At 72.1% G+C, this 25,275-nt stretch carries 25 protein-coding genes; 2 read left to right on the top strand and 23 right to left on the bottom strand.

What is annotated here, in order from left to right; all coding sequences use genetic code 11:
• Positions 1–261: 261 nt before the first annotated feature.
• Entirely contained in the window at positions 262–834 is a 573-nt protein-coding gene (locus ACZ4YY_RS25905) for a peptidoglycan DD-metalloendopeptidase family protein (protein ID WP_468294694.1), read from the top strand.
• 297 nt (positions 835–1,131) lie between these two features.
• Here the strand turns inward: ACZ4YY_RS25905 and ACZ4YY_RS25900 are convergent, their stop codons facing one another.
• The 18 genes from ACZ4YY_RS25900 to proS all read right to left on the bottom strand — a co-directional run bounded on the left by ACZ4YY_RS25900 (position 1,132) and on the right by proS (position 16,199).
• Positions 1,132–1,686, bottom strand: a complete 555-nt coding sequence (locus ACZ4YY_RS25900; RefSeq protein WP_468294691.1) for a TetR/AcrR family transcriptional regulator — start codon at positions 1,684–1,686, stop codon at positions 1,132–1,134.
• Positions 1,687–1,779: 93 nt separating this feature from the next.
• Entirely contained in the window at positions 1,780–2,622 is an 843-nt protein-coding gene (gene whiG / locus ACZ4YY_RS25895) for an RNA polymerase sigma factor WhiG (RefSeq protein WP_468294688.1), read from the bottom strand.
• Positions 2,623–2,854: 232 nt separating this feature from the next.
• Positions 2,855–4,093 carry a DNA-processing protein DprA gene (gene dprA, locus ACZ4YY_RS25890; protein WP_468294685.1) on the bottom strand — a complete coding sequence of 413 codons (1,239 nt, stop codon included), beginning with the start codon at positions 4,091–4,093 and terminating at the stop codon, positions 2,855–2,857.
• Positions 4,090–5,715 (bottom strand): YifB family Mg chelatase-like AAA ATPase, encoded by a 1,626-nt coding sequence (locus tag ACZ4YY_RS25885; protein WP_468294682.1) that lies wholly within the window; start codon positions 5,713–5,715, stop codon positions 4,090–4,092. The genes dprA and ACZ4YY_RS25885 overlap by 4 nt, the downstream gene beginning before the upstream one ends.
• Before the next feature lies 1 nt (position 5,716).
• Positions 5,717–6,079 (bottom strand): YraN family protein, encoded by a 363-nt coding sequence (locus ACZ4YY_RS25880; RefSeq protein ID WP_468294679.1) that lies wholly within the window; start codon positions 6,077–6,079, stop codon positions 5,717–5,719.
• Positions 6,080–6,187: 108 nt separating this feature from the next.
• Complete coding sequence (locus ACZ4YY_RS25875; RefSeq protein WP_003965949.1) at positions 6,188–6,496, bottom strand: DUF2469 domain-containing protein; 309 nt, start codon at positions 6,494–6,496, stop codon at positions 6,188–6,190.
• 56 nt (positions 6,497–6,552) lie between these two features.
• On the bottom strand, positions 6,553–7,077 hold the full coding sequence (locus tag ACZ4YY_RS25870; protein ID WP_468294676.1) for an NUDIX hydrolase: 525 nt from the start codon (positions 7,075–7,077) through the stop codon (positions 6,553–6,555).
• On the bottom strand, positions 7,067–7,849 hold the full coding sequence (gene lepB, locus ACZ4YY_RS25865) for a signal peptidase I (protein ID WP_468294673.1): 783 nt from the start codon (positions 7,847–7,849) through the stop codon (positions 7,067–7,069). The genes ACZ4YY_RS25870 and lepB (ACZ4YY_RS25865) overlap by 11 nt, the downstream gene beginning before the upstream one ends.
• A gap of 123 nt (positions 7,850–7,972) precedes the next feature.
• Positions 7,973–8,959: a signal peptidase I gene (gene lepB / locus ACZ4YY_RS25860; protein ID WP_468294670.1), complete on the bottom strand. Its 987-nt coding sequence runs from the start codon at positions 8,957–8,959 to the stop codon at positions 7,973–7,975.
• Positions 8,847–9,941, bottom strand: coding sequence for a signal peptidase I (gene lepB / locus ACZ4YY_RS25855; RefSeq protein WP_468294667.1), 1,095 nt, complete (start codon positions 9,939–9,941; stop codon positions 8,847–8,849). Before lepB (ACZ4YY_RS25855) ends, lepB (ACZ4YY_RS25860) begins: the two co-directional genes overlap by 113 nt.
• Entirely contained in the window at positions 9,934–10,797 is an 864-nt protein-coding gene (gene lepB / locus ACZ4YY_RS25850) for a signal peptidase I (RefSeq protein ID WP_468294664.1), read from the bottom strand. The genes lepB (ACZ4YY_RS25855) and lepB (ACZ4YY_RS25850) overlap by 8 nt, the downstream gene beginning before the upstream one ends.
• Before the next feature lie 45 nt (positions 10,798–10,842).
• The gene (rplS, locus tag ACZ4YY_RS25845; protein WP_020128707.1) at positions 10,843–11,193 is read right to left on the bottom strand and encodes a 50S ribosomal protein L19; all 351 of its coding nucleotides are present in this window, start codon (positions 11,191–11,193) and stop codon (positions 10,843–10,845) included.
• 134 nt (positions 11,194–11,327) lie between these two features.
• Entirely contained in the window at positions 11,328–12,161 is an 834-nt protein-coding gene (gene trmD / locus ACZ4YY_RS25840) for a tRNA (guanosine(37)-N1)-methyltransferase TrmD (protein ID WP_468294661.1), read from the bottom strand.
• Complete coding sequence (rimM, locus tag ACZ4YY_RS25835; protein ID WP_468294658.1) at positions 12,161–12,703, bottom strand: ribosome maturation factor RimM; 543 nt, start codon at positions 12,701–12,703, stop codon at positions 12,161–12,163. Before rimM ends, trmD begins: the two co-directional genes overlap by 1 nt.
• An 83-nt stretch (positions 12,704–12,786) precedes the next feature.
• Complete coding sequence (locus tag ACZ4YY_RS25830) at positions 12,787–13,026, bottom strand: RNA-binding protein (RefSeq protein WP_005479813.1); 240 nt, start codon at positions 13,024–13,026, stop codon at positions 12,787–12,789.
• Between the two features lie 5 nt (positions 13,027–13,031).
• A complete protein-coding gene (gene rpsP, locus ACZ4YY_RS25825; protein ID WP_468294655.1) occupies positions 13,032–13,451 on the bottom strand; it encodes a 30S ribosomal protein S16 in 420 nt (139 codons plus the stop codon).
• A gap of 475 nt (positions 13,452–13,926) precedes the next feature.
• Positions 13,927–14,523: a hypothetical protein gene (locus ACZ4YY_RS25820; RefSeq protein WP_468294652.1), complete on the bottom strand. Its 597-nt coding sequence runs from the start codon at positions 14,521–14,523 to the stop codon at positions 13,927–13,929.
• 260 nt (positions 14,524–14,783) lie between these two features.
• Positions 14,784–16,199 (bottom strand): proline--tRNA ligase, encoded by a 1,416-nt coding sequence (gene proS / locus ACZ4YY_RS25815; protein ID WP_468294649.1) that lies wholly within the window; start codon positions 16,197–16,199, stop codon positions 14,784–14,786.
• A 199-nt stretch (positions 16,200–16,398) separates the two neighbouring features.
• On the opposite strand from proS, the gene ACZ4YY_RS25810 reads away from it, so the two are divergent.
• Positions 16,399–17,259: an SAM-dependent methyltransferase gene (locus tag ACZ4YY_RS25810; protein WP_468294646.1), complete on the top strand. Its 861-nt coding sequence runs from the start codon at positions 16,399–16,401 to the stop codon at positions 17,257–17,259.
• Positions 17,260–17,628: 369 nt separating this feature from the next.
• On the opposite strand, the gene ffh is transcribed toward ACZ4YY_RS25810, so the two are convergent.
• The 5 genes from ffh to nsdA form a co-directional block, all read right to left on the bottom strand.
• Positions 17,629–19,179 carry a signal recognition particle protein gene (gene ffh / locus ACZ4YY_RS25805; protein WP_468294643.1) on the bottom strand — a complete coding sequence of 517 codons (1,551 nt, stop codon included), beginning with the start codon at positions 19,177–19,179 and terminating at the stop codon, positions 17,629–17,631.
• A gap of 111 nt (positions 19,180–19,290) precedes the next feature.
• Positions 19,291–21,738: a [protein-PII] uridylyltransferase gene (locus ACZ4YY_RS25800; protein WP_468294640.1), complete on the bottom strand. Its 2,448-nt coding sequence runs from the start codon at positions 21,736–21,738 to the stop codon at positions 19,291–19,293.
• Positions 21,739–21,764: 26 nt separating this feature from the next.
• On the bottom strand, positions 21,765–22,103 hold the full coding sequence (locus tag ACZ4YY_RS25795; RefSeq protein ID WP_030990174.1) for a P-II family nitrogen regulator: 339 nt from the start codon (positions 22,101–22,103) through the stop codon (positions 21,765–21,767).
• Positions 22,100–23,437, bottom strand: coding sequence for an ammonium transporter (locus ACZ4YY_RS25790; protein ID WP_468294637.1), 1,338 nt, complete (start codon positions 23,435–23,437; stop codon positions 22,100–22,102). Before ACZ4YY_RS25790 ends, ACZ4YY_RS25795 begins: the two co-directional genes overlap by 4 nt.
• A gap of 325 nt (positions 23,438–23,762) precedes the next feature.
• Positions 23,763–25,256 carry a transcriptional repressor NsdA gene (nsdA, locus tag ACZ4YY_RS25785; protein ID WP_468294634.1) on the bottom strand — a complete coding sequence of 498 codons (1,494 nt, stop codon included), beginning with the start codon at positions 25,254–25,256 and terminating at the stop codon, positions 23,763–23,765.
• Between the last annotated feature and the right edge of the window lie 19 nt (positions 25,257–25,275).

Below are 25,275 nucleotides of genomic sequence, written 5' to 3'. Positions count from 1 at the left end.
GGTTTCTCGGTTGTGCCGCGGATGCCGGACGGCTCCCGCGCCTGACGCCCGCGGTGCGCCGAGCCACGAAGGACCGAGGGGCGCTGATACGTACGGACCGTTTCCGGCCCCCGTACCGGGGCGTGCGAAGTCGACCCGGTGACCCGGATCGCCAGAAGAAGTGTACGGGACCCGCAGGGCACCGGGTGACGCCGCTGTCCACAACACCCGGTTCGTCCACAGGTGCGGGCCGGAGCGGGGCGCCGTCGGCAGGCTTCTCCCATGCACGTGAAGCGATACGCGGCCCTGCTGCTGACCCTCGCGGCCACGACGGCGGCCTCGGCGTCCGGCGCGCCCGCGCCCCCGGTCCCGCCGTCGGCACCGGTCCCGGCGGTCGCCCGTTCGTGGCCGGTGGGCCCGCCGGGGAGCCGGCCGGCGGTGGTACGGGCGTGGAATCCTCCGGTGACGCCCTACGGCCGCGGTCACCGCGGAGTGGACCTGGCGGCCGCGCCCGGCACCCCGGTGCGGGCGGTGGCGGCGGGCCGGGTGTCCTTCGCCGGCCGGGTGGCGGGCAGGGGCGTGATCACGGTGGAACTGGCGGGGACGGGCGCCCCGCCCCTGCGCACCACCTACGAGCCGGTACGGCCGCTGCTGCGGAAGGGGGACGAGGTCACCGCGGGCCGGCCGATCGCCGACCTGGAACCGACGCCGGTCCCCCACTGCCCGACGAGCTGCCTCCACTGGGGCCTGCGCAGAGGCGACTCCTACCTGAATCCCCTCCTGCTACTGCCGCCCTGGCTGGTACGAAGGGGGCCGTCGAGACTGCTGCCGGTCCTGGGAGTCCCGCTCCCCTGAACGCCGGGCCACGGGCGGCGGCACGTCACGGGACGAGGCCCCCGAGCACCTGGCCACATGCGGTGCGCCGCGGACCAAGCCCCGAGCACCGAGCCGCGGGCGGCGCCTCCCGGAGCCCCTGAGCCACGGCCGCAGGCGGCGTGTCCCGGAGGGAGCGGCATGGATCAAGACCCTGCACGCCGGGCCACGGGCGGTGCGTCCCGGAGGCTCTGCGCCTCAAGCCCCGAGCTGTGCGTCCGCAGGCCCCAGACCCCAGGCCTGTGCGTCATGGGTCTGAGCCCACACGGGCGGGGCTCCCTACCCCCGCACCCCCCGCAGCACCATCCCCACCGCGGCCTCCGTGACCCCGGCCGGTTCCTCCGCGCCGAGTTCGATCCTGCGGACCGCCGCGTCCACCACACCCTGCACCAGCATCGCCGCCAGGCGCGGCTCCGCGTGCCCCGTCTCCCCCAGCGCCTCGACGATCATCGCCACGAGCCCGCCGTGCGCGGCGCGGATCTTCTCGCGCGCCCCCGCGTCCAGCTCGCTCGCCGAGATCGCCACGACGGCCCGGTGCCGCCGGTCCCCCACCAGCGCCAGCTGCTGCCGGACGTACGCCTCGACCTTGGCCTCCGGGCCCTCCGCCGCGGCCATCGCCGCCTCGACCTCCGCCGCCCACAGGGGGAAGTCGACCTCGCACAGCTCCTCGACCACGGCCGCGCGGGACCGGAAGTACTCGTAGACGGAGGAGCGCGCGAGCCCCGTCCGCTCGGCGAGGGCGGGGAAGGTCAACGCTTCCGTCCCGCCGTCGGACAGCAACGAGCGGGCCGCGTCCAGCAGGGCGGCTCGCTGCATCGACCGATGCTCGGCCACGGAGGCCGCTCGAATCCTTGGCACACCGACCACTTTACGGACGCGGTACCGCCGGGGAAGTGCAACCGCGCGCACGTCCCTCATACGGCCAGGTCAACGACCGAAGCTCGCCAGCTTCGCGCGCAGTTGCAGCACGGACTTGGTGTGGATCTGACTGACCCGGCTCTCGGTCACACCCAGTACGTTCCCGATCTCGGCCAGCGTCAGCCCCTCGTAGTAGTAGAGCGTCACGACCGTCTTCTCCCGGTCGGGCAGCGTGTTGATCGCCCGCGCCAGGAACCGCCGCAGCTCCCGGTCCTCGGCCACCTCCACGGGGTTGTCGGCGGCGGTGTCCTCCAGCGTGTCCATGACGCTGAGCCCGTCGCCGCCCTCCCCCCCGACGTGCAGCAGCTCCTCCAGCGCCACCACGTTGGCCAGCGACAGTTGGCTGAACACCGCGTGCAGCTCGTCCACCCCGATGCCCAGCTCGGCGGCGACCTCCCCCTCCGTCGGCGTCCGCCGCAGCCGCGCCTCGAGTGTCGCGTAGGCCCGCTCCACGTTGCGGGCCTTCTGTCGCACCGAGCGCGGAATCCAGTCCAGCGCCCGCAGCTCGTCGATCATCGCGCCCCTGATCCGGGTGATCGCGTACGTCTCGAACTTGATCTCCCGGTCGATGTCGAACTTCTCGATCGCGTCGATCAGCCCGAAGACCCCGGACGACACGAAGTCGGCCTGCTCCACGTTCGGCGGCAGACCCACGCTCACCCGCCCCGCCACGTACTTCACCAGCGGCGAGTAGTGCAGGATCAGCTGCTCCCGCAGTCGCTCGTCCCCCGTCGCCTTGTACGACCGCCACAGCTCGTCGAGCGTCGAGGGAGCGGGCGGCCGCACGCTGCCACCGTCGCGGGCGGCTGGGGGGATCGCCGCCCGGTCGGACCCGGAGGTGTGCTGGGGCATTCGTCGCCTTGTGCCGTTCTGCCGTGAAGTACGTGACGTGGAGGTGCGTGGGGAGAGCTGTCGGTCTGGGGTCGGGTGGTACGCGATGGCCGGTCTGTGCCGGAATCCTCGTGAGCGTAGCGTGACTGGACTGTCGCGGTGTGCGAAGGGCGTGACCGGACCTGTGCGCAGATACGTTCCGCTCGACGCCCCCCGGGCCACGGCAGTCGCCCAGGGTGACCGCCGTGGCGCGTCAACTACGGTCATTTCCAAGGCCGTCCGCATTCCCCCGGACGGCCGAACGGTCTCGGTCAACACGAGCCTCGCCCCCTCGCACGGAGAGCATCGCCTGGCGTGTCAACTTCCAGTTGTCGCCGTGTCGTTCGACGTAACCGAGTGCCCTGAGTTCGTACAGCCTCGCGATCGCGTCGTCCTGGGTGGTACCCGCCTCGCGGGCGATCTCCCCGGCCGCCGCCGGCCCGCGGCCCGGCAGTGCGGCCAGGACGCGCCGGGCGCCCGGTGCCAGCAGGTCCCGCGGCAGCACCGGCCCGCGCCGCTCCGGGGCCAGCTCCCCCATGTCGCCGACCAGCTCGACGACCTCCGCGGCGTCGGTGACCAGGGCGGCCTCCCCGCGCAGCAGCTCGTGCACCCCGGCGGAGAGACCGCTGGTGGCCGGACCGGGCACCCCCATCGTGTGCCGGCCGAGCCGCTGCGCCGCCCGGGCGGTGACCAGCGAGCCGCTGCGGTACGCCGCCTCGACGACGACCGTGCCCCGGGTGAGTGCGGCGATCACCCGGTTGCGCAGGACGAACCGGCTCTGCGTCGGATGGTCCCCCGGCGGCAGCTCCCCGACGACCAGTCCCTGTTCCGCGATCCTGTTGATCAGTGCGGTGTGTCCGCGCGGATAGGGCCGGTCCACCCCGCAGGCGAGGACGGCGACGGTGGCGCCGCCCGCGCCGAGGGCACCGCGGTGGGCGGCGCCGTCGACGCCGTAGGCACCGCCGGAGACCACCACCCAGCCGCGTTCGGCGAGGCCGGCGGCGAGCTCGGCCGCCATGTGCGCGCCGTACTCCGTGCAGGCGCGGGCGCCGACCACCGCGACCGACCGCAGCGACCACATCCGCAGGCTGGGGCGGCCCCGGACCCACAGGCCCACCGGTCTGCCGTCGCCGAGGTCGTCCAGCGGGCCGGGCCACTCGGTGTCCCCCGGACACACGAACCGCACCCCGGCCGCTCCGGCGTCGGCCAGGTCCCGCTCCGGCTCGGCCTGCCCGGCCCGCGCCAGCAGCCCCGACCAGCGGCGGGCGCTCACCCCGGGCAGCGGCGCCCCCTCGCCGCGCACCCGCCGCGCCACCTCCGGCGCCCCGACCTCCCGCAGCCACCCGCCGGCGACCTCGTCACCGGGCTCGACGACCCGGGTGAGGAAGACCCGGGCGAGCCGCTCCTCGCCCGGTGCGCCGGCACCGCAGGTGTCCGCGGCGTCAGGGCTCACGTCAGCGCCCCGAGCGCCATGGGCACCCCGCGCGGCACCCCCGTGCGCAGTTGCAGCGCCAGGGCGACGTCCGTGGCGTCGGGCCGGTCGTGGCCGAGGAGGTCGGCGACGGTCCAGGCGACGCGCAGGACGCGGTCCAGCCCTCGCGCGGTGAGCACCCCCCGCTCGAGGTTGCGTTCGGCCTCGTCCATCGCCCCGCTCACGGGATGCCAGCGGCTGCGCAGCTCCCGGCCCGGCACTTCGCTGTTGGTCCGCCAGGGCGTGCCCGCCAGCCGGGCCGCGGCCCGCTCCCGCGCCGCCCGCACCCGCTCGGCGACCGTCGCCGTCGACTCGCCGCCGGGGCCGCGGTGGGCGAGTTCGGCCCGGCCCACGGGATCCACCTCCACGCGCAGGTCGACCCGGTCGAGCAGGGGCCCGGAGAGCCTGGCCTGGTAGCGGCGGATCGCCGAGGGCGGGCACTCGCACAGGGAGTCCCGCTGCGAGAAGCGGCCGCAGGGGCAGGGGTTGGCCGCCAGGACCATCAGGAACCGCGCCGGGAACCGCACCACGCCGGCGCTGCGCGCGATCACCACGTGCCCCGCCTCCAGCGGCTGCCGCAGGGCGTCCAGGGTGTGACTGCTGAACTCGGGGGTCTCGTCCAGGAACAGCACCCCCCGGTGGGCCAACGAAACCGCTCCGGGCCGCGCGACGCCCGGTCCGCCCCCGACCAGCGACTGCATGGTCGCCGAATGGTGCGGGGCGCAGTACGGCGGGACGTCGATCAGCGGCTTGCCCGGGGGCAGCAGCCCGGCGACCGAGTGCACGGCCGTGACCTCCAGCGACTCCTCGCGGCACAGCCGGGGCAGGACGGCCGGCAGCCGCTCGGCGAGCATGGTCTTGCCGGCGCCCGGCGGCCCTTCCAGGAACAGGTGGTGCCCGCCCGCCGCGGACACCTCCACCGCCGTCCGCGCGGAACGCTGGCCCACGACGTCCGCCAGGTCGTGCCCCTGGTCGTGCCGGGCGGCGCCGATGCCGTGCATGCCGGGGGCCGCACCGGTGCCCGGCATCCGCAGGCCGGCGAGGAGCGGATCCGGTCGGCCGAGGTCGTCCGGCTCCTCCTGCGGCACGGGTTCGTCGGCCAGGACGGCGATGAGCTGGCGCAGACTGCGCACGCCGAGCACGGAAACGCCCGGGACCAGCGAGGCCTCGGCGGCGGCGCACTCCGGCACCACCACCTGCTCGTACCCGGCGTCGGCCGCGGCCAGCACCGCGGGCAGGATCCCCCGGACCGGGCGCACCCGGCCGTCGAGGCCCAGTTCCCCGATCATCACGATGTCGGCGAGCACGCGCGGGTCGATCCGCTCCGACGCGCCGAGCACCGCGCAGGCGACGGCCAGGTCGAACCCCGAACCGGCCTTGGGCACGGAGGCCGGGCTCAGACCGACCGTGAGTTTCTTCTGCGGCCACTCGCCGCCCGAGTTCACCACCGCGGCGCGGACCCGGTCCCGGCTCTCGGTCAGGCTCTTGTCGGGGAGCCCGACGAGGGTGAAGGCCGCGACACCTGGCTCCAGGTCGGCCTGGACCTCGACCACGACCCCTTCGACGCCCACCAGCGTCACCGAGCACGTACGGGCGAACCCCATCTCACGCCACCCCCGGCACGTGCTCGACGACGGGTGCGCCACGCCGGGGCAGGACGACGCCGACCAGGTCGATGCGCACTCCGCCCGGTGGCGCGCCTCCGTGGGCCTGGATCCAGCACTCGGCCAGTCCCCGCAGCCGCTCCGCCTTCTGGGGTGTGACCGCGGCCATGGGATGTTCGAAACCGCCGCCCCGGCGGGTCTTCACCTCGCAGACCACCAGGGTGTCGCCGTGCCGCGCGACGATGTCGATCTCTCCGGTCCTGCCGCAGCGCCAGTTGCGTTCCAGGACCGTCATTCCGGTCTCCGCCAGCCTTCGAGCGGCCAGCGCCTCGCCGTACCTGCCGAGTGCACTGCGTGCGTTCATGTCGGCACCACCTCCGGCGCCAACCGTCACGCATCCGGCTCCACGGTGTTGATCTTGGTGGAGAACCCGGCGGCTGTGGACAACCCCGTCACCCACACGGGTGCGGCCTCACCCGCCTGGAAGCTCCAGGTCGCTCTTGTTCAGCTCCTCGATGTTCACGTCCTTGAACGTCAGCACGCGCACCTGCTTCACGAACCGGGCCGGCCGGTACATGTCCCACACCCAGGCGTCCGCCATCGACACCTCGAAGAACACCTCGCCCTGGACCGAGTGCACCTGCATCTCGTAGTCGTTGGTCAGGTAGAAGCGCCGCTCGGTCTCGATCACGTATTTGAACAGCCCGACGACATCGCGGTACTCCCGGTAGAGCTTCAGCTCCATCTCGGTCTCGTACTTCTCGAGGTCCTCGGCGCTCATGGCATGTTCCCCTTCAGCCGTGCGATCCCCCCATTGTGCGCCAGTTCCGTGAGCCGCTAGACAATTTCCGTGTCAAGGGTGACGGGGCGGGCCGGGGCACCTTCGTCGAGCAGCGTGCGCAGCAGCTCGGCGAGTCTGGTCGGGTACACCGTCTCATGCGCCCGGGCCAGTTCCCCACACGTCCACCAGCGTGCTCCGGCGACACTGCGGCGCTCCAGCTCGGTCAGGGCCGTCGCGCGGGTCGCCGTCACCGTCGTACGGGCCAGGTAGTACCACTCGTCCTGGTCCCAGCGGCGGCCCGCGAACGGGAACGAGCACCTACGCCGCCACACCACCGGCCCGAGGTCGACGTCGGTGATCCCGGTCTCCTCGGCGAGTTCCCGCAGAGCGGCCTGTTCACGGGTCTCGTCGCCCTCGACGCCGCCGCCGGGGGTGAACCACCAGTCGTCGGCCGGATCGTCCGGCTCGTGGCCGTGCAGCAGCAGGATGCGGTCCTCGGGGTCGAGCAGGACGACCCGGGAGACCCTGCGCAGTCCGCCCCGGTAGGTGTCGGCGGCCGCCTCGGCCGGCTCAGCGGACACCGGCGGGCTCCGCGCTGCCGACGCCGCGCCGGCGGGCGGCGCGCTGGGCGACCGGGCCGTAGGCGCCGCCGCCCAGGACGAGCACCGCGCCGGCGACGATCAGCCAGACGATCGTGCGCAGCGGACCCGGCTGGGAGAGCGCGCCGAGCGCCTCGAAGCCGGTGGGCCGCTCCAGCAGACCCTCCATGGGCCACACGACGGCGTCGACGCGGGCCGAGACGGCGCTGCGCGCCACCGTTCCGCTGGCGGCGTCCGTGAGGTGGGCGGTGGAGTCCAGGGAGCCCTGACGCTCGTCGCCGAGCAGGAAGAGCCGGCCCTCGGGGACCTTCACGGTGGGGAAGTTCTTGATCTCGGCGAGGCTGCCCGGGGGCAGATACGGTTCCTCGATCTGCTTGCCGTTGACGGTCAGCCGGCCCTCGGTGCAGCAGGAGACCGTGTCCCCGCCGACCGCGACGACCCGCTTGACCACGGGCGCGTTGTCCGCCCAGGTCTTGTCGGTGAAGACGACCACGTCCCCGCGGCGCACCTCGTCGCCGTCCACGACCTGGGCCAGCACCCGCTCACCCGCCTTGATCGTCGGGCTCATGGAACTGGTGGGCACGGTGTACGGCCGGTAGACGAGCGCTGCCCAGCCGAAGCCGCCGAGGAACAGCACGAGGCCCAGCGCGACGGCCACACCGGACAGAACCTGTCCGGTCCGGCTGCCCACCGGGCCACTGCTGGTGCCGCCACCGCTGTGCGGGGCCGTACGTGTCGTGCTCTCGCCACCCATGGATCCGCACCCTACCCGGCGGTACCGAGCCGGGTCAGCCCTTCCCCGCGCGCGGGGACGGCATCCTTGGGAAAGGGTTTGCCCAAGGGTTTCGCCGCGGCCGGCCGTGAGCTCGGGCCGGGATCAGCGGGTCTCGTCCGCCCGCGCCCGCCGACGACGCCACAGGGCGACCGGGACGACACCGGCGAGGGCGAGGCCCTCCGGGGCGACGGTCAGTGCGGTGGCGGCGGCCGACCGGGTGTTCAGGCCGTCCTGGTCGAAGGTGTCCGGAACGGGCAGGGTGCCCCAGCGGTTGATCGGCCAGGCCTTGACGATGGCGCGGCCGACGACCTGGTCGACGGGGACCATGCCGTGGTTCTTGTCGCTCTGGTTGTAGCGGGAGTCCCGTGAGTTCTGACGGTGGTCGCCCATGACCCAGATGAAGCCCTTGGGGATCTTCACCGAGAACTGGCCGCCCTGGTCGTCCTGGCTGCACGGGGTGTTGCCCGGGTACACGTACGGCTCGTTGAGCGCCTTGCCGTTGACCGTCAGCGGGCCGGTGCCCTTGCAGGTGACGGTGTCGCCGCCGACGCCGACCACCCGCTTGATCAGGTCCTTCTCCTCCGCCGACGGCATGAGGCCGATCCAGCTGAGGAAGGTCTGCAGGGCGTTCGGATCGAGCGTGGGCTCGCCGGCCAGCCAGTTGTCGGGGTCGTGGAAGACGACCACCTCGCCGCGTTCGGGCTCGGAGCCGAACCACGGCGTCAGTTTGTCGACGAGGACGCGGTCACCCTCCTGGAGGGTGTTCTGCATCGAGTCGGACGGGATCGAGAACGCCTGCACCAGGAACGTCTTGATGAGCAGCGCGAGGACGAGCGCGATGCCGATCAGTATCGGCAGCTCCTTCCAGAAGGAGCGCGGCTTCTTCGGCCTGGGGGCCGGGCCGCCGCCCGGGCCGTGCCCGTCCCCGGGGGGCTGCTGCCCGTCGCCCGGGCCGCCGTCCCCGGCCGGCGGGTCGTCATTCCCGTCGGTCACGACGCCGTCCACAGCCGGGTCGGCCGCTTCCACGGGACGTCCGCGGTGCTCCTCGCCGTCGTGCCCGGACCGTGCGCCAACCGCCACATCCCCCACGCCAACTCCTTACTCTGTGCCGCTGCCTGCCCCACGTACGGCGCAGGCCCACCACTCCCATAACGAGCGGGAGTTCCGCAGGGCTCGGGAGTCGGATCGTTCCGTTCGGATCGTCGGGAGCAACCCTATGCGACAGCTTGGACGACGCGGTCGTCCCGATGACCGAGTCGGTCACGGAAGAGAAGGTCGGCGGCTCCTGGAGGCGGTTCCAGTGGCCCAGCGGCCAGGCGATGACCATGGCCCGTCCGACCACCTCGCCCTCGGAGACCGTGCCGCCGTAGTCGGTGTCCTGGTGGGCGCGGGAGTCCGCGGAGTTGTCGCGGTGGTCGCCCATGACCCAGAGCCGCCCCTGGGGGACGGTGATGTCGAACGGCGTGCTGGAGGGGGCGTTGCCCGGGTACAGGTAGTCCCCCTCGTTCAGGGGAACGCCGTTGACGGTGACCCTCCCCTGCGTGTCACAGCACTGCACCCGGTCGCCGCCGACGCCGACGACCCGCTTGATGAGGTCCTTCTCGTTGTCCGACGGCAGCAGACCGATGAAGGTGAGCCCTTCCTTGATCTGCTTGATGACGACGGGGTCGTCCTTCTTGGCGGTCGTCTGCTCGTCCTGGAGCCAGCCGCCGGGGTCCTTGAAGACGACGACGTCCCCGCGGGCGGGCTTGGAGCCGAACCACGGGGTGAACTTGTCGACGAGGACGCGGTCGCCGATCTGGATCGTCTGCTCCATGGAGCCGGACGGGATCACGAAGGCCTGCACCAGGAAGGTCTTCAGGACCAGGGCTATGAGGACGGCGACACCGACGAGGAGCGGGATCTCCCGGACCGCGCTGCGCCGGCGTTTGCGCTTGACCTTGCGCTGGAGCTTGCGCCGCTCCGCGCGCGTGCGCCCGCCGCCCAGGCTGGAGGTGCGCCGGGCGCCGGTGGGCAGGAGGTTGTCCGCGGGACTGCTGGGGACGCCGCGTGGCTTGCCGCGGTTACCCATGGGCGCCCGCCGGGGACCCGGGACGGTTCGCGCCCACACCCGCCGGGGCCCCGGGAAGGTTCCCCCCGGCACCGGCCGGCGACCCGAGAAGGCCCACGCCGACGCCCGCCGCGGACGGGGACGGGCTCCCGGGGGCGCCCGCCGCCCGGGCGGGGGACGCGTCCGGCACGCGCGCGTAGGCGCTCGGGCGGTGCAGACGGGTGAGGTGCGCGAACGGCCACACGACCCAGTCGGCGCGGCCGATCACCCGGTCCACGGGAATCATGCCGCCGCCCGGTGAGCCCAGGTGGTCACGGGAGTCGCGGGAGGCACTGCGGTGGTCGCCGAGGAGGAACAGGGTGCCCTCGGGCACCGCCACGTCGAAGGGCACGGTGGACGGGCTGTCGCCCGGATACAGGAAGGTCGACTCGTCGACCGGCCGGCCGTTCACCTGGATCCTCCCCTCCTTGTCGCAGCAGACCACGTGGTCTCCGCCTACACCCACAACGCGCTTGATGTAGTCGGCGTCCCCGAAATACCCAGTGCCGTCGAACACAACCACGTCCCCGCGCTGCGGCCCGGCTCCGAAACGGTACGCCAACCTATTTACGAGTACGCGGTCGCCGATCCTCAATCCGTTCTCCATGGATCCGCTGGGAATCTGGAACGGTTTGACCACGAAAGCGTTGAGGACGGGCAGAAACAGCAGGCAGATCAGCAGGGTCAGACTGATACGGCCACCGGGCAGCCGGTCCGTGACCCGCGCCACCAACGCGAAACGCGACCGGTCCCCCGGTCCTCCGGCGTCCGGAATCGCTCCGGAGGCGGAAGGGCGGGAGGAGCGGTCGCGCTCCGTCGGCTGAGCTTCGGTGTCCATCGGGGCCAGATGCTATCCGGCCCCGCCGGGAACTCCCGAGCGCGCTCAGTTGTCGCGCTTCTCCTTGATCTTCGCGGCCTTGCCGCGCAGCTCGCGCAGGTAGTACAGCTTGGCGCGACGCACGTCACCGCGGGTGACGAGCTCGATCTTCTCCACGATCGGGGTGTGCACCGGGAAGGTGCGCTCGACGCCGACGGAGAAGGAGACCTTGCGGACCGTGAAGGTCTCGCGGACACCGGCACCCTGGCGGCGGATGACTACGCCCTTGAACTGCTGCACACGGGAGCGGTTGCCCTCGATGACGCGGACGTGGACGTTGACGGTGTCACCCGGGCGGAAGGCCGGGACGTCGCTGCGCAGCGACGCGGCGTCGACGGAGTCGAGCAGGTGAGACATTTCGTCTGCTTTCCTCGCTGATGCCACAGGTCATCAACGGAAACTAGGAGTTCTGGAGGGGAGTCGTGCGGGTCGGGGCGGGCGTCGTGTCCCCCTGTGGCAGGGGCGCACGCCGGACGGCGCACAACAGCGGCCTATTCTTCCACGTCGTCGGTCCTGCGCCAAAATCGGCCGTGGGGCCGGCCCTCGGGATCGGGCGCCCAGCCGAGGATGGAGAGCATCTCGCGGTCCTTCTTGTCGAAGGCCTTGGGGTCGGCGCGCTCGATCAGGTCGGGCCGGTTGGCCGTCGTACGCCTCAGGGCCTCGTCGCGGCGCCAGCGGGCGATCTTCCCGTGGTGGCCGCTGAGCAGCACCTCGGGGATCTCCCGGCCGCGCCAGGCGGGCGGTTTGGTGTAGACGGGGCCTTCCAGCAGGGCGGCCATGGCGCCGGGGGCGAAGGAGTCGTCGCGGTGGGACTCGGCGTTGCCGAGCACACCGGGCAGCAGCCGGGCGACGGCCTCGGTGACGACGAGGACGGCCGCCTCCCCGCCGGCGAGGACGTAGTCGCCGATGGAGACCTCGTAGACGGGGATGCGGGTGGCGTACTCGTCGACGACGCGCCGGTCGATGCCCTCGTAGCGGGCCGGCGTGAAGATCAGCCAGGGACGTTCGGAGAGCTCGACGGCGAGCTCCTGGGTGAAGGGCCGCCCGCTGGGGGTCGGGACGACGAGCGCGGGGGCGTGCGCGCCGCTCTCGTAGCCGTCGGCGAGGACGGAGTCGAGGGCGTCGCCCCATGGCTCCGTCTTCATGACCATGCCGGGCCCGCCGCCGTAGGGCGTGTCGTCGACCGTGTTGTGGCGGTCGTAGGTCCACTCCCGCAGGTCGTGCACCCGCACGTCCAGCTGCCCGCGCGCGCGTGCCTTGCCGACGAGGGAGACGTTCAACGGGTCGAGGTACTCGGGGAAGATCGTGACGACGTCGAGGCGCATCAGGACTTGTCTCCGGGGGAGGCGATCTCGGCGCGGTCGTCGATCAGTCCCGGCGGCGGGTCGATGACCGCCCGCTGCTCCTGGAGGTCGATCTCGGTGACGATCTCCTCGACGAAGGGGATCATCACCTCGCTGCCGTCCGGCCGCTCGACGATGAACAGGTCCTGGGAGGGCAGGTGGGAGATCTCGGTGATCCGGCCGACCTCCACACCGTCCTTCGTCACCACGTCCAGGTCGACGAGCTGGTGGTCGTAGTACTCGTCCTCGTCCTCGGGGAGTTCCTCGGGGTCGACCTCGGCGATCAGGAGGGTGTTGCGCAGGGCCTCGGCCGCGTTGCGGTCGGCGACGCCCTCGAAGCGCAGGAGGAGGCGGCCGCTGTGGACGCGGCCGGTCTCGATGGTGAGCGGTCCGGTGGAGGCGGGGTCGGTGGCCAGGACGGCGCCCGGGGCGAGCCTGAGCTCCGGCTCGTCGGTCCGTACCTCGACGGTGACCTCGCCCTTGACGCCGTGGGCGCGACCGATCCGTGCGACTACGAGCTGCACTTTCGAAGATCTCCTGTCGTAACGACCTCGGGCCGGGGACGGCCCAGTGGCCCTCCCCGGCCCGAGCCGGTGCTGCGAATGCGTCAGCGGACGTGGTCCACGTCGACGAGGTCGACGCGGACACCGCGGCCGCCGATGGCGCCCACGACGGTGCGCAGGGCGCGTGCGGTGCGACCGTTGCGGCCGATCACCTTGCCGAGGTCGTCCGGGTGGACCCGGACCTCGAGCACACGCCCACGGCGCAGGTCGCGCGAGGCGACCTGCACATCGTCAGGGTTGTCGACGATGCCCTTCACGAGGTGCTCAAGCGCCTCTTCGAGCATGCTGCTCAGGCCTCGGTCGACTCGGACTCAGCCGCGGCCTCGTCCTTCTTCTCAGCCTTCTTCTTCTGGGTGATCGCCTCACCCTTGCCCTCGTCGTCGCCGCCCAGGGCCTCGAACGACGGGCGGGCCTTCTTCGGCTCGGCAACCAGCAGCGGAGCCGGGGCGGGCTCGCCCTTGAACTTCTGCCAGTCGCCGGTCTTCTTCAGGATGGCGAGCACGGGCTCGGTCGGCTGGGCGCCGACGCCGAGCCAGTACGCCACGCGGTCGGCGTCCACCTCGATGACCGACGGGTTGTAGGTCGGGTGGTACTTGCCGATCTCCTCGATCGCACGGCCGTCACGACGGGTGCGGGAGTCGGCGATGACGATGCGGTAGTGAGGCGAACGGATCTTGCCCAGACGCTTCAGCTTGATCTTGACTGCCACGGGAGTGGGTTCTCCTGGATTTGACGTGGTTGGGCACGGCGAGAAGGCCGCGTGGGGTTGCGGTACCCGAGTGCCCGATGGACGCGTCAGCCGGAGGAGAGAGGGGTCCTGTGCGACTGTCGAGTACAGCTAGCCATTGTGCCACACCCGGTGGGTCGTCCTGAGCCGAGGGCTTGTCGGGCATGCCCGGGAGGCATCCGGCGTGGAGGGACACGTCGGATGCGCCGGCCCCGCCCGGCACGCCGTCGCGGGCTGCACCGGCCGCCGGGCCGTCCTGCCCGACCTGTCCGGTCCCGACGCGGTCCGGCGTGGACGAGCCGGGAGGTCCTGAGCGCGCTGCCGCGCCACGAGGTGCCGCCGCGCCCGCCCGTGCCCCAGCGGCACGACTGCCCGCAGTCGGGCGGGACAGCGGCTCCCCGCAACGTTCGTACGCCGTACCGGCAGCCACGAGATGCCGGTGCCCGGCGCTCGGCGGTTACGCCGCGCCCATGATGTCCGGGATGCGGAACGGCTTGCCGCAGCCGCCGCACACGATCGGTGCCTGGGCCAGGACGGAGGGGACCACCCGGACGTTGCGGCCGCAGTCGCAGACGGCCTTGACGCGGACGCCGCCGCCGGAGGATCCGTGACGGGCGGCCGGGCCGCGGAAGGCGCGGGTGGTGTCGGAGGAGGTGGCCGCCGTGTGGGCCTTCAGGGCCCGCTGGAGGCGCTCGATGGTCGGACGGTAGCGGCGCTTCGCCTCGGGGTTGAGCGTGACCAGCGAGAAGCCGCTGCTGGGGTGCGGTTCCTCGGGGTGGTCCAGGCCCAGCTCCTCGGCGATCGCGAGGAATCTGCGGTTGTGGTAGCGGCCGGCGCGGGAGGTGTCGCGGACGCCGCGCGCGGCGGCGATCCCGTGGACTGCCTCGTGAAGCAGTCGCTCGAAGGAGAGCTCGTGACCGCAGGCGGACGACGACTCCCCGATCAGGGATTCTGGCGCGGCAAGGTCCGGCAGCTCGGGGTGGTACCGCTGAATGTCGGCCCACGCCTGTGCCAGCTCTGCGGCGAGAACAGGTGGTGTCTGTGTCGTGCTCACGTAATGACAACGAGCGGGGGTGCCACTGTGTTCCTATTCCGGGGCATCCCAAATAATTTGCACGTACCCGTCAGTTGCGACTCATGCGTCCTGACGAGGGCGGGTGCGCTGATCTGCGGAGAAGCCTCACAGCTCCTACCAAGCTGGTGCGTAGTTCGCCGTACGGCCCGGCGCGTAGACCCTGTCCGCGCGCCGGGGTACGGATGTGCGAGGGATGCACAAGGGGCGTTTCGGCCGCTCTCGCGGCGGAGGGCTCCGTCTCAGTAAGCGCGTGCCACGACCGCGACGTTACCGGGAGCGTCCCCGTCGTCCGGCACCGACCCGTCCTCGGCGACCAGACACCGTACGGTCACCGCGTGCTCGGCCAGCCCGGCCTCGCCCTCCTCGCCGAGCGTCGCCCAGGGGATGCGCGCCCAGCCGCCGGCGGTCACCGCCTCGACGGCCTCCTCGAGGGTGGACACGTCGGCCGTGCGGGACTCGCGGCGCTCGCGCGACTGCCGCAGCAGCAGCGCCTGGTCCTCCTCGAGGGCCGTGGGCAGCAGGCCGGCCAGGGCGTCGAGGGACACCGGCTCCTTGCCCCCGGGGATGCGGCGCGCCAGCATCGCGGTGCCGTTCTCCAGGTCGCGCGGGCCGATCTCGATACGGACGGGCACGCCCTTGAGCTCCCAGTCGACCGCGCGCCGCCCGAAGGGGATGTCGGTGCGGTCGTCGACGTGAACGCGGATCCCGGCCGCCTTCAGCCGGTCGCCGACCTCGCGGACCTTGGCCAGAACCGTCTCGTCGCCCTTGATCGCGAGGACGACGGCCTGGATCTGCGCGAGCCGCGGCGGGACGCGCAGCCCGTCGTCGTCCCCGTGCGTCATCACCAGCGCGCCGATCATGCGGGTCGTCGAGCCCCAGGAGGTCTGCCAGACGTGTTCCTGCGTGCCGTCCTTGGAGAGGTAGCGGGTGCCGAAGGCCTTGGCGAAGTTCTGGCCGAGCTCGTGGCTGGTGACCATCTGCAGGGCCTTGCCGTCGCCCATCATGCTTTCGCAGGTGAGGGTGTTGATGGCGCCCGCGAAGCGTTCCCTGACCGTCTTGCGGCCGGCGACGAAGTCGATCGCGAGGACGTTCTCCAGGAAGTCCCCGTAGACGTTCCGCTGGATGTGCGCGGCGAAGTCGCGGGCCTCCTCCTGGGTGGCGTGCGCGGTGTGGCCCTCCTGCCACAGGAACTCCGAGGTGCGCAGGAAGAGCCGGGGCCGCAGTTCCCAACGGACCACGTTGGCCCACTGGTTGATCAGCAGGGGCAGGTCGCGGTAGCTCTGCACCCACTTGGAGAAGTACTCGTTGACGATGGTCTCGGAGGTGGGCCGCACAACCGCCGGTTCCTCCAGCTCCTTGCCGCCGCCGTGCGTGACGACCGCGAGCTCCGGCGCGAACCCCTCGACGTGGTCGGCCTCCCGGGTGAGGTACGACTGCGGGATCAGGAGGGGGAAGTACGCGTTCTGGGTGCCGGTCTCCTTGATGCGGGCGTCCATCTCCGCCTGCATCCGCTCCCACAGTCCGTACCCGTACGGTCGGATCACCATGGTGCCGCGCACCGGCCCGTTGTCGGCCAGCTCGGCCTTGGCGATCAGATCCTGGTACCAGCGCGGGAAGTCGTCGGTCCGCGGCGTGAGAACGGGTGCCTTTGCCATGGCGCGATGGTACGGGTCCAGGTTGCCGCCATGTGAAATCTCGCCACACACGCGGGCCGTCCGCAAGCAGGGCTCCGCAACCCCTGGACGCGGGGTCGAGTGGGGAGTTACCTGACATACGGGGGGAGTGCGAGTGCACTGAACGGGGGCCACCTGATCGGCTACGGCGGCAACTGTCCACGGATGGGGGCACTTTTCCATGACACCTACGCTCGTGCGGCAACACCTGCCTCACGCGGGGCCGGCACCCCGCGCGGATCTGGGTGCACGCGCGCGTGACTGGTCCGAGATCCAGGAACGGATGCTGGTCCCGCTCTACGAGGCCGTCTACGAGCGACTGGAAGTGGGCCCGGGCACACGGCTGTTGGGCCTCGGCTGCGGCTCCGGTCTCGCTCTGCTCATGGCGGCCTCCAGAGGCGCCGCGCTCACCGGTGTCGAGAGCTCCTCCCCCGAACGGCTGGCCCTGGCACGGCAGCGACTCCACCCGACGGAGGAGCCGGACAGGCACGCGCGCGTGCGTGTCCGGCTCGTGGACGGCCCGCCCGGGGAGGCGGCCGACGCGGGGACTCCCGCGTACACCCTGGTGACCGCGTTCGAGCCGGTGGGCTGTCTCGCGGGCGACGCGGAGGGGTTGGTCGAACAGCTCGCGGCGGCCACACCGCTCGCGGCACGCGGCACGCCCGTGGTGCTGGTCGGCTGGGGCCCGCCGGAGCGCTGCGCGACGTCGACGGTGCTGCGGGTCGCCACCAAGCTGGCGGATCCGATGCGGGGAGCGGGCCGTTGGCGTCCCGCCCTGCGCGACGACCTGGAGCAGGTCGCCGAACGGGCCGGGCTGCGCCCGGACGGATCGGGGCGCGTGGCCTGCCCGTTCGGGTACGCGGGCGTGGACAGCGCCCTCAGGGGCCTGCTGTCCACCGGCCTGTTCGACGCGGCGGTGGCCGCGACCGACCAGGAACAGGTGGACAAGGAGATGACCGAGGCGCTGCACCCCTACCGCCGCAAGGACGGCACGGTGTGGATGCCGAACGTGTTCCGGTACCTCGTCGCACGGACTGTCTAGGCGCCGCACGGGCGGACCGGGCACAGCACGGACGGACCGGGCACAGCACGGACGGACCGGGCACGCACGGACGGACCGGACGCCGCACGGGCGGACCGGACGCCGCCCGTCGCCGACGGCGTCCTCCTGCTCCGGCATGGTCGCCCAGCGCAGACGGCGCCGCCCTGCGCCGAGGGGCCGACCGGCGCCGCGCGGGTGCCCAGGGCGACGGCGGGGCGGCCCCTCGGCAAGGGATTGGCCGAATCCGTACTCATCGGGCCCCGTCGCACCCGGCAGCCGTACCCGGACCCCTGCTCGAGCACGTACCGGTACGCGCCGAGGGCGCCCTCCCGGAGGAGGGCGCCCTCGGTGTCGTGCGGCTCGGCGCGGTCAGCCCATGAACTTCTTGAACTCGTCCGGCAGCTCGAAGTCCTGGCCGGCCTGCTGGCCCGGCAGGCCGAAGGCACCGCCCTGGGCGGCGGCCGCGCGGCGGGCGGCCTCCTCCTGCTCCTGCTGCTTGCGCTTCATCGGGTTGCCGGAGCGCTGCTTGCCCTTGGCCTTCTTCGGCTGCTTCTTGGTGCGGCCGGGGCCGCCCCCCATGCCCGGCATCCCCGGCATCCCGGGCATGCCGCCGCCCTGGGCCATGCGGGACATCATCTTGCGCGCCTCGAAGAACCGCTCGACCAGGCCCTTCACCGCGCTGACCTCGACACCGGAACCCTTGGCGATACGGGCGCGGCGGGAGCCGTTGATGATCGTCGGGTCCTGGCGCTCGGCCGGGGTCATCGACTTGATGATCGCGGCGGTGCGGTCGACGTCCCGCTCGTCGAGGTTGTTGATCTGGTCCTTGATCTGCCCCATGCCCGGCAGCATCCCGAGCAGCTTGGAGATGCTGCCCATCTTCCTGACCTGCTCCATCTGGGCCAGGAAGTCGTCCAGGGTGAAGTCCTGGCCCTTCTTGGACGCCAGCTTGGAGGCCATCTTCTCGGCCTCTTCCTGGCTGAACGTCTTCTCCGCCTGCTCGATCAGGGTGAGCAGGTCACCCATGTCGAGGATGCGGGAGGCCATCCGGTCCGGGTGGAAGGCGTCGAAGTCGTCGAGCTTCTCGCCGTTCGAGGCGAACATGATCGGCTTGCCGGTGATCTGCCGGATCGACAGGGCGGCACCACCGCGGGCGTCGCCGTCGAGCTTGGAGAGCACCACGCCGTCGAAGCCGACGCCGTCGCGGAAGGCCTCGGCGGTGTTGACGGCGTCCTGGCCGATCATCGCGTCGACGACGAAGAGGATCTCGTCGGGCGAGACGGCGTCGCGGATGTCCGCGGCCTGCTGCATCAGTTCCTGGTCGATACCGAGGCGGCCGGCGGTGTCCACGATCACGATGTCGTGGACCTTGGCCTTCGCGAACTCGAGGGAGTCCTTGGCGACCTGCACCGGATCACCGACGCCGTTGCCCGGCTGGGGCGCGTAGACCGCGACGCCCGCGCGCTCGGCGACGACGCTCAGCTGGTTGACGGCGTTGGGCCGCTGGAGGTCACAGGCGACGAGCAGCGGGGAGTGGCCCTGCTCCTTCAGCCAGCGGCCGAGCTTGCCGGCGAGGGTCGTCTTACCGGCACCCTGCAGACCGGCCAGCATGATCACGGTCGGCGGCTGCTTGGCGAAGCGCAGACGGCGGGTCTCGCCGCCGAGGATCGTGACCAGCTCGTCGTTGACGATCTTGAGTACCTGCTGGGCCGGGTTCAGTGCCCGGGAGACCTCGGCGCCGAGGGCGCGCTCCTTGACGTTCTTGATGAAGGACCGCACGACCGGCAGGGCGACGTCCGCCTCGAGGAGGGCGATGCGGATCTCGCGCGCGGTGGCGTCGATGTCCGCCTCGCTCAGACGCCCCTTGCCGCGCAGATTCTTGAAGGTCGCTGAAAGGCGATCGGAGAGAGTATCGAACACGGCGGCGTCGGTCCTCGGGGTCGGAGTCGGTGTGAGCGTCTTCCAGGGTATCCGGCCGTGCAAGGCAATCGCCCCCGCCTGCTGTATTCGGCGGGCGGGGGCGATCCGGGGTCACCCCCGCAGGGTCTCCTCCAGCTTGCGCGCCACCGCCACCGCCTCGTCCCCGGGCAGCGGCACGCCCCGCACTCCGGTGACGTAGAAGGCGTCGACGGCGTTGGCGCCCAGCGTGCTCACGTGCATGCTCCGCACGCGCACGCCCGCGTCCTCCAGGGCCTGACCGATCCGGAACAGCAGCCCCGGTGCGTCCTGGGCGCGGACCTCGATGACGGTGGCGTGCCGGGAGGCCGCCGAGGCCACCGTCACCCGGGGCGGCGGCGCGACGACACCGCGCCGCCTGGGATAGGCCGCGTCGCGCTCGGCGAGCCTGCCGGCGATGTCCAGGGAGCCGTCGAGGGCGCGCACCAGGTCGGCGCGGAGCCGGGCGGCCTGGGGCAGGGAGCCGTACTCGGCGGCGACCCGCCAGTCCAGCAGCAGGACGGAGCCGTCGACTCCGGCGGGCAGGTCCAGGGCCCGCAGCTCCGCCGTGCGGACGGTCAGCCGGTGCATGGCGAGCACACCGGCCACGGCCGGCAGCACGCCCGTCTGGTCCGGTACGGCGATCAGCAGCTCCACGCCGAGCGGTTCCGGGTCGCCGGACGGCTCCTCGGCCGACGGCGGCTCGGTCTGGGCCCGCAGCGCCAGCACCGGGCTGCCGGTCGCGGCCGCCTCCAGGGCGAGCCGCTCCTGCTCGGCGGTGGGCGCGGCGGCCTCCGGCTCCTCGGGGACGTCCCCGGCGAGCACCGACGACACCCGCTGGACGAGGTCGGCGACGAGCGAGCCGCGCCAGGTGGACCAGGCGGCCGGGCCGGTGGCCAGGGCGTCCGCCTCGGTGAGGGCGTGCAGCAGCTCCAGCGTGCCCTGCGAGCCGACCGCCTCGGCGACCGAGCGGACGGTGGCCGGGTCCTCGAGGTCACGCCGGGTGGCGGTCTCCACCAGCAGCAGGTGGTGACGTACGAGGGTGGAGAGCACCGTCACGTCGTCGCGGTCGAAGCCGATGCGGGCGGCGACGTCCTTGGCGATGATCTCGCCGGCCACGGAGTGGTCGCCGGGCCAGCCCTTGCCGATGTCGTGCAGGAGTGCGGCGACCAGGAGCAGGTCGGGCCGGCTGACGCGGCGGGTGAACGCGGAGGCGCGCACGGCGGTCTCGATGAGGTGCCGGTCGACGGTCCAGACGTGCACGGCGTTGCGCTGCGGCCGGCAGCGCACCCGCTCCCAGTCGGGCAGCAGTCGGGTGATCAGTCCCTCCGCCTCCAGCGCCTCCCAGACCTCGACGGTGGGGCGGCCGGAGCCGAGCAGCGTCACGAGCTGTTCGCGGGCCTCGGCGGGCCAGGGTGTGGGCAGGGGGCGCACGGTGGCGGCGAGGCGCCGTACCGCGTGCAGGGAGAGCGGGAGGCCCGCCTGGGCGGCGGCGGCCGCGGCGCGCAGAGGGAGCACGGGGTCGCGTTCGGGGCGTGCGGCGCGGGCGAGCACCACTTCGCCGTCCTGTTCCACGACCCCCTCGGCCAGCGGGGAACGCTCGGCGACCGGTTTGCCTCCCCCGAGCATGGCGCGCAGTCGCGGCCGCACGGCGCGTGACCGGAGCACGCGCCCCACTTCGCGCCAGGTGACGTCGCTGGCGTACGCGATGACCCGGGCGGCCTCGTAGACCTGCCGCAGGAGGGTGTCGGCGTCCAGCAGGCCCAGCTCGGCGGCGACCTGGTCCTGTTCCTGGAGGGCGAGCCGGTCGGTGGCGCGGCCGGTCGCCAGGTGGAGGGCGTCGCGGACGTCGAGGAGACGGCGGCGGGCGTCGTCGAGGCCCTCGCGCGGGGCGTCGGCGAGCCAGGACGCGGCGACGGCGCGCAGTGCGGTGGCGTCCCTGAGCCCGCCCCGCGCCTCCTTCAGGTCCGGTTCCAGCAGGTACTGCAGTTCGCCCTGGCGTTCGGCGCGCTCGGCGCAGAGTTCCTGGAGTTCGGGCAGCCGCCTGGGGGCCTGGTTGCGCCAGTCGGCGAGGACCGACGTGCGCAGTCCCGCGGTCAGGCCGAGGTCACCCGCGAGGTGACGGGCGTCGAGGAGGCCGAGCTGGACCTTGAGGTCCTCTCCGGCGGTTCTGCGGGCCTCCGCCGGGGTGCGCACGGAGTGGTCCAGGGCGAGGCCGAGGTCCCAGACCGGGTACCAGAGGCGGTCGGCCAGGGCGGCGACGGCCTTGGGGTCGCTGCCGTCGTGCAGCAGGAGGAGGTCGAGGTCGCTGCGCGGGGAGAGCTCGCCGCGGCCGTAGCCGCCGACGGCGACCAGGGACACTCCGCGCAGGTCCTCCGCGCCGGCGGTGAACAGGCCCGCCAGCCAGTCGTCGGTCAGTTCGGAGAGGGCCGCACGGCGCGGCGGCCCGGACCGCGCCTCCTCGGTGAGGAGGCGCAGCCGGGCCGCCGCGTAGCCGCTGGGTCCCGAGTCCTCTGCATCCTTGCGCACGTCCGTACTCGTCACCCGGTGGCTCCTGTTCTCTTCTGCGGTCAGAGCGCGTCCGGACCGCGCTCGCCGGTGCGGACCCGGACGGCCGTCTCGACCGGGAGGGACCAGACCTTGCCGTCACCGATCTTGCCGGTGCGGGCCGCCTTGACGATGACCTCGATCAGCTGTTCGGCGTCGTCGTCCTCGGCCAGCACCTCGATGCGGATCTTGGGGACGAGGTCGACGGTGTACTCGGCACCGCGGTAGACCTCGGTGTGTCCCCGCTGACGACCGTAACCGCTGGCCTCGGTGACCGTCAGTCCGTGCACGCCGAACGCCTGGAGGGCTTCCTTGATCTCGTCGAGCCGGTGGGGCTTGACGACGGCGGTGATGAGCTTCATGCGTCCACCTTCTTGGATGCAGTGGCGACCGGGGCCGGGACGGAGCGGGCGGCACCGCCGCCGGCACCGCTGAAGTCGTATGCGGTCTCGGCGTGCTCGGCCTGGTCGATGCCGGCGACCTCGTCGTCCTCGGAGACCCGCATCCCGATCGTCTTGTCGAGGATGAAGGCGAGGATCGCGGAGACGATCAGGGAGTAGGCGAGCACCGCGAAGACACCGGCGCACTGCTTCCAGAACTGGGTCAGGCCGCCGCCGTAGAAGAGGCCCTCGACCTCGGACTGCCCGTGGCCGGTGGCGAAGAAGCCGATCAGCAGGGAGCCGAGGACACCGCCGACCAGGTGGACGCCGACGACGTCGAGGGAGTCGTCGTAGCCGAACCGGTACTTCAGGCCGACGGCCATGGCGCACAGCAGCCCGGCGATGGCGCCGACGGCGATCGCGCCGAGCGGGGAGACGGCACCGCCCGCGGGGGTGATGGCGACGAGGCCCGCGACCGCGCCGGAGGCGGCGCCCAGCGTGGTGAACGCACCGTGGCGGATCTTCTCGTAGATCAGCCAGGCCAGCATGGCGGCGGCGGTGGCGACCTGCGTGTTGACGAACATCAGCGCGCCGACGCCGTCGTCGTTGCCGAGCCAGGAGCCGGCGTTGAAGCCGAACCAGCCGAACCACAGCAGACCGGCGCCGAGCATGACCAGCGGCAGGCTGTGCGGGCGCATCGGGTCCTTCTTGAAGCCGACGCGCTTGCCGATGACGAGGATCACGCCGAGGGCCGCGGCACCGGCGTTGATGTGGACGGCCGTACCGCCGGCGAAGTCGATGACGCCCAGCTCGAAGGCCCAGCCGCCGGTGCCCCAGACCCAGTGCGCGACCGGGAAGTAGACGACCGTGGCCCACAGGGCGACGAACAGCGCCCAGGCGCTGAACTTCACGCGGTCCGCGAGGGCGCCGCTGATCAGGGCGGGCGTGATGATCGCGAACATCAGCTGGAAGACCAGGAAGACGAAGACCGGGATGGTGTAGCCCGGCCACAGCTCGGTCAGGCCGATGTTGCTGAGGCCGACCCAGTCGCCGTTCCAGCCGATGAGGCTGCCGGAGTCGGTGCCGAACGCGAGGGAGAAGCCGTAGAGCACCCACAGGATGGTGACGATCCCGAGGCTGATGAAGCTCATCATCAGCATGTTCAGGGTGCTCTTGACGCGGACCATGCCTCCGTAGAAGAAGGCCAGGCCCGGGGTCATGAGCATCACCAGGGCGGAACAGATGAGCATGAAGCCTGTGTTGGCGGACGACAGCGTGGGTGCGTCCGCCGCAAGCGTGATGGCGGCTGATGCCATCGGCGTCTCCTCGTCGATTGGTACGGCCCCGTGCGGGCGAAGCCTGTGCGGATTGAGGGGTGGGCCGGTTATGCGCCATGAGATTGGCGCAGCGCGGTTTCGGTGGAAGCCCCTCGTTGTTTCGCCGCCGTGACGAAGGCGCCGTGTGTGTTACGCGTCGATGAACTGGCGGATATCGCCCGAGTCGATCGTTATCGTGGCGCAACCTTGGCGGGGGAGAGAGAACCGGCCGCGGGCGGCCTTCCGATGACCTGGCTTGGGGGAGCCGAGTCGGGCAGTTCGGGAGGGCCGGCCGCGGCCGGGGTTCCGGGGGTGGCGCCGGGTGTCAGACCGCCTCCGCGGTCTCCGGCAGCTCGACGGCGAGCCGGTCGGTGAGATCGACGACCTCGGAGAGGTCACCGAAATCGCGTACGGCGGTGTCGACGGTCTTTCGGATACGAGTGTTGACGCGTTCGGAGCGGACCTTCTTGGCCTGCTTCATCGCCTGCGCGGCCAGCACGGCGCTCTGCTCCGGTTCACGGCGCAGCAGGTGGACGGTGGCCATGCCGATCAGGTTCAGCACGTAGGACCGCTGGTGGTCGGAGTCCTGGGCGAACAGGTCGACGGCCCGCTGCATCAGGGGTTCGGCCAGGGAGGCGTAGGCGGGGCTGCGGCCGGCGACATAGGCCAGGTCGCGGTAGGAGTGGGAGTTCTCCCCGTACAGCTCGGCCTCGGAGAAGAAGCGGATCCAGTTGGGGTCGGGCTCGTCCCACTCGTCGGCCTCGGCGAAGGTGTCCTCGGCCATCCGGACCGCCCGCTTGCACCGGCCGGGCTGTCCCATGTTGGCGTAGGCGCGGGCCTCCATCGCATACAGCATCGACTGGGTGCGCGGGCTCGCGCAGTCCCGGCTGCCGTACTGCGCCAGGTGGATCAGCTCCAGGGCGTCCTCGGGCCGCCCGAGGTGGATCATCTGGCGGCTCATGCTGGACAGGATGTACGAGCCGAGGGGCCGGTCGCCGGCCTCCTTGGCCGCGTGCAGGGCGAGCACGAAGTACTTCTGCGCGGTGGGCTGGAGTCCCACGTCGTAGCTCATCCAGCCGGCGAGTTCGGCGAGTTCGGCGGCGACCTTGAAGAGCTTGCGCGTGGTGGACTCGGGCTGGGGTTCCTGGAGGAGGTCGGTCACCTCGTGCAGTTGTCCGACGACCGCCTTGCGCCGCAGGCCGCCCCCGCACTGGGCGTCCCACTGCCGGAACATCACGGTGGTGGACTCCAGCAGCTCCAGCTCCGGCCGGGAGAGCCGGCCGCGGGCCCGGCTGGTGGGAACGGGCTCCGACGCCTCGGCCGGGACGGGCGGGGAGGGGACGAGCCAGCGCTGCATCGGTTCGATGAGGGACGGACCCGCGGACAGGGACAGCGAGGTTCCGAGGAAGCCGCGCCGCGCCAGCATCAGGTCGCTGCGCGAGAACTCGCTGAGCAGGGCCACCGTCTGCGGGCCCGTCCAGGGCAGGTCGACACCGGTCGCCGCGGGTGCCTGGCGGGCGGCGCGCAGACCGAGGTCCTCGACGGAGACGACACAGCCGAACCGCTCGGAGAACAGCTCGGACAGGATCCTCGGGATGGGTTCGCGGGGGTTCTCGCCGTCCAGCCAGCGGCGCACCCGCGACGTGTCGGTGGAGATGTGGTTGGCGCCCAGCTGGCGGGCGCGGCGGTTGACCTGGCGGGCCAGTTCGCCCTTGGACCAGCCGCTGCGGACGAACCAGGACGTGAGCAGCTCGTTGGGGCGCTTGTCAGCGTGCACAGCGCTTCCAGCACCTGTCCCGCTTCCGCCGTTGCCGCTCACTGGAACGCCCCCATCCCTG

Source organism: Streptomyces sp. NPDC030143 (assembly GCF_055573695.1).
This window is presented reverse-complemented; position numbering and strand designations above follow the sequence as displayed.

What these genes read in the sequence shown, in the direction of transcription:
- lepB (WP_468294667.1), bottom strand. Translation starts at nt 9,941, where the DNA reads ATGGGTAACCGCGGCAAGCCACGCGGCGTCCCCAGCAGTCCCGCGGAC.
- ACZ4YY_RS25880 (WP_468294679.1), bottom strand. Translation starts at nt 6,079, where the DNA reads ATGAACGCACGCAGTGCACTCGGCAGGTACGGCGAGGCGCTGGCCGCT.
- lepB (WP_468294673.1), bottom strand. Translation starts at nt 7,849, where the DNA reads ATGGGTGGCGAGAGCACGACACGTACGGCCCCGCACAGCGGTGGCGGC.
- ACZ4YY_RS25875 (WP_003965949.1), bottom strand. Translation starts at nt 6,496, where the DNA reads ATGAGCGCCGAGGACCTCGAGAAGTACGAGACCGAGATGGAGCTGAAG.
- ACZ4YY_RS25795 (WP_030990174.1), bottom strand. Translation starts at nt 22,103, where the DNA reads ATGAAGCTCATCACCGCCGTCGTCAAGCCCCACCGGCTCGACGAGATC.
- ACZ4YY_RS25810 (WP_468294646.1), top strand. Translation starts at nt 16,399, where the DNA reads ATGACACCTACGCTCGTGCGGCAACACCTGCCTCACGCGGGGCCGGCA.
- trmD (WP_468294661.1), bottom strand. Translation starts at nt 12,161, where the DNA reads ATGCGCCTCGACGTCGTCACGATCTTCCCCGAGTACCTCGACCCGTTG.
- lepB (WP_468294664.1), bottom strand. Translation starts at nt 10,797, where the DNA reads ATGGACACCGAAGCTCAGCCGACGGAGCGCGACCGCTCCTCCCGCCCT.
- rplS (WP_020128707.1), bottom strand. Translation starts at nt 11,193, where the DNA reads ATGTCTCACCTGCTCGACTCCGTCGACGCCGCGTCGCTGCGCAGCGAC.
- proS (WP_468294649.1), bottom strand. Translation starts at nt 16,199, where the DNA reads ATGGCAAAGGCACCCGTTCTCACGCCGCGGACCGACGACTTCCCGCGC.
- ACZ4YY_RS25905 (WP_468294694.1), top strand. Translation starts at nt 262, where the DNA reads ATGCACGTGAAGCGATACGCGGCCCTGCTGCTGACCCTCGCGGCCACG.
- whiG (WP_468294688.1), bottom strand. Translation starts at nt 2,622, where the DNA reads ATGCCCCAGCACACCTCCGGGTCCGACCGGGCGGCGATCCCCCCAGCC.
- ACZ4YY_RS25885 (WP_468294682.1), bottom strand. Translation starts at nt 5,715, where the DNA reads ATGGGGTTCGCCCGTACGTGCTCGGTGACGCTGGTGGGCGTCGAAGGG.
- ACZ4YY_RS25830 (WP_005479813.1), bottom strand. Translation starts at nt 13,026, where the DNA reads ATGCTCGAAGAGGCGCTTGAGCACCTCGTGAAGGGCATCGTCGACAAC.
- ACZ4YY_RS25790 (WP_468294637.1), bottom strand. Translation starts at nt 23,437, where the DNA reads ATGGCATCAGCCGCCATCACGCTTGCGGCGGACGCACCCACGCTGTCG.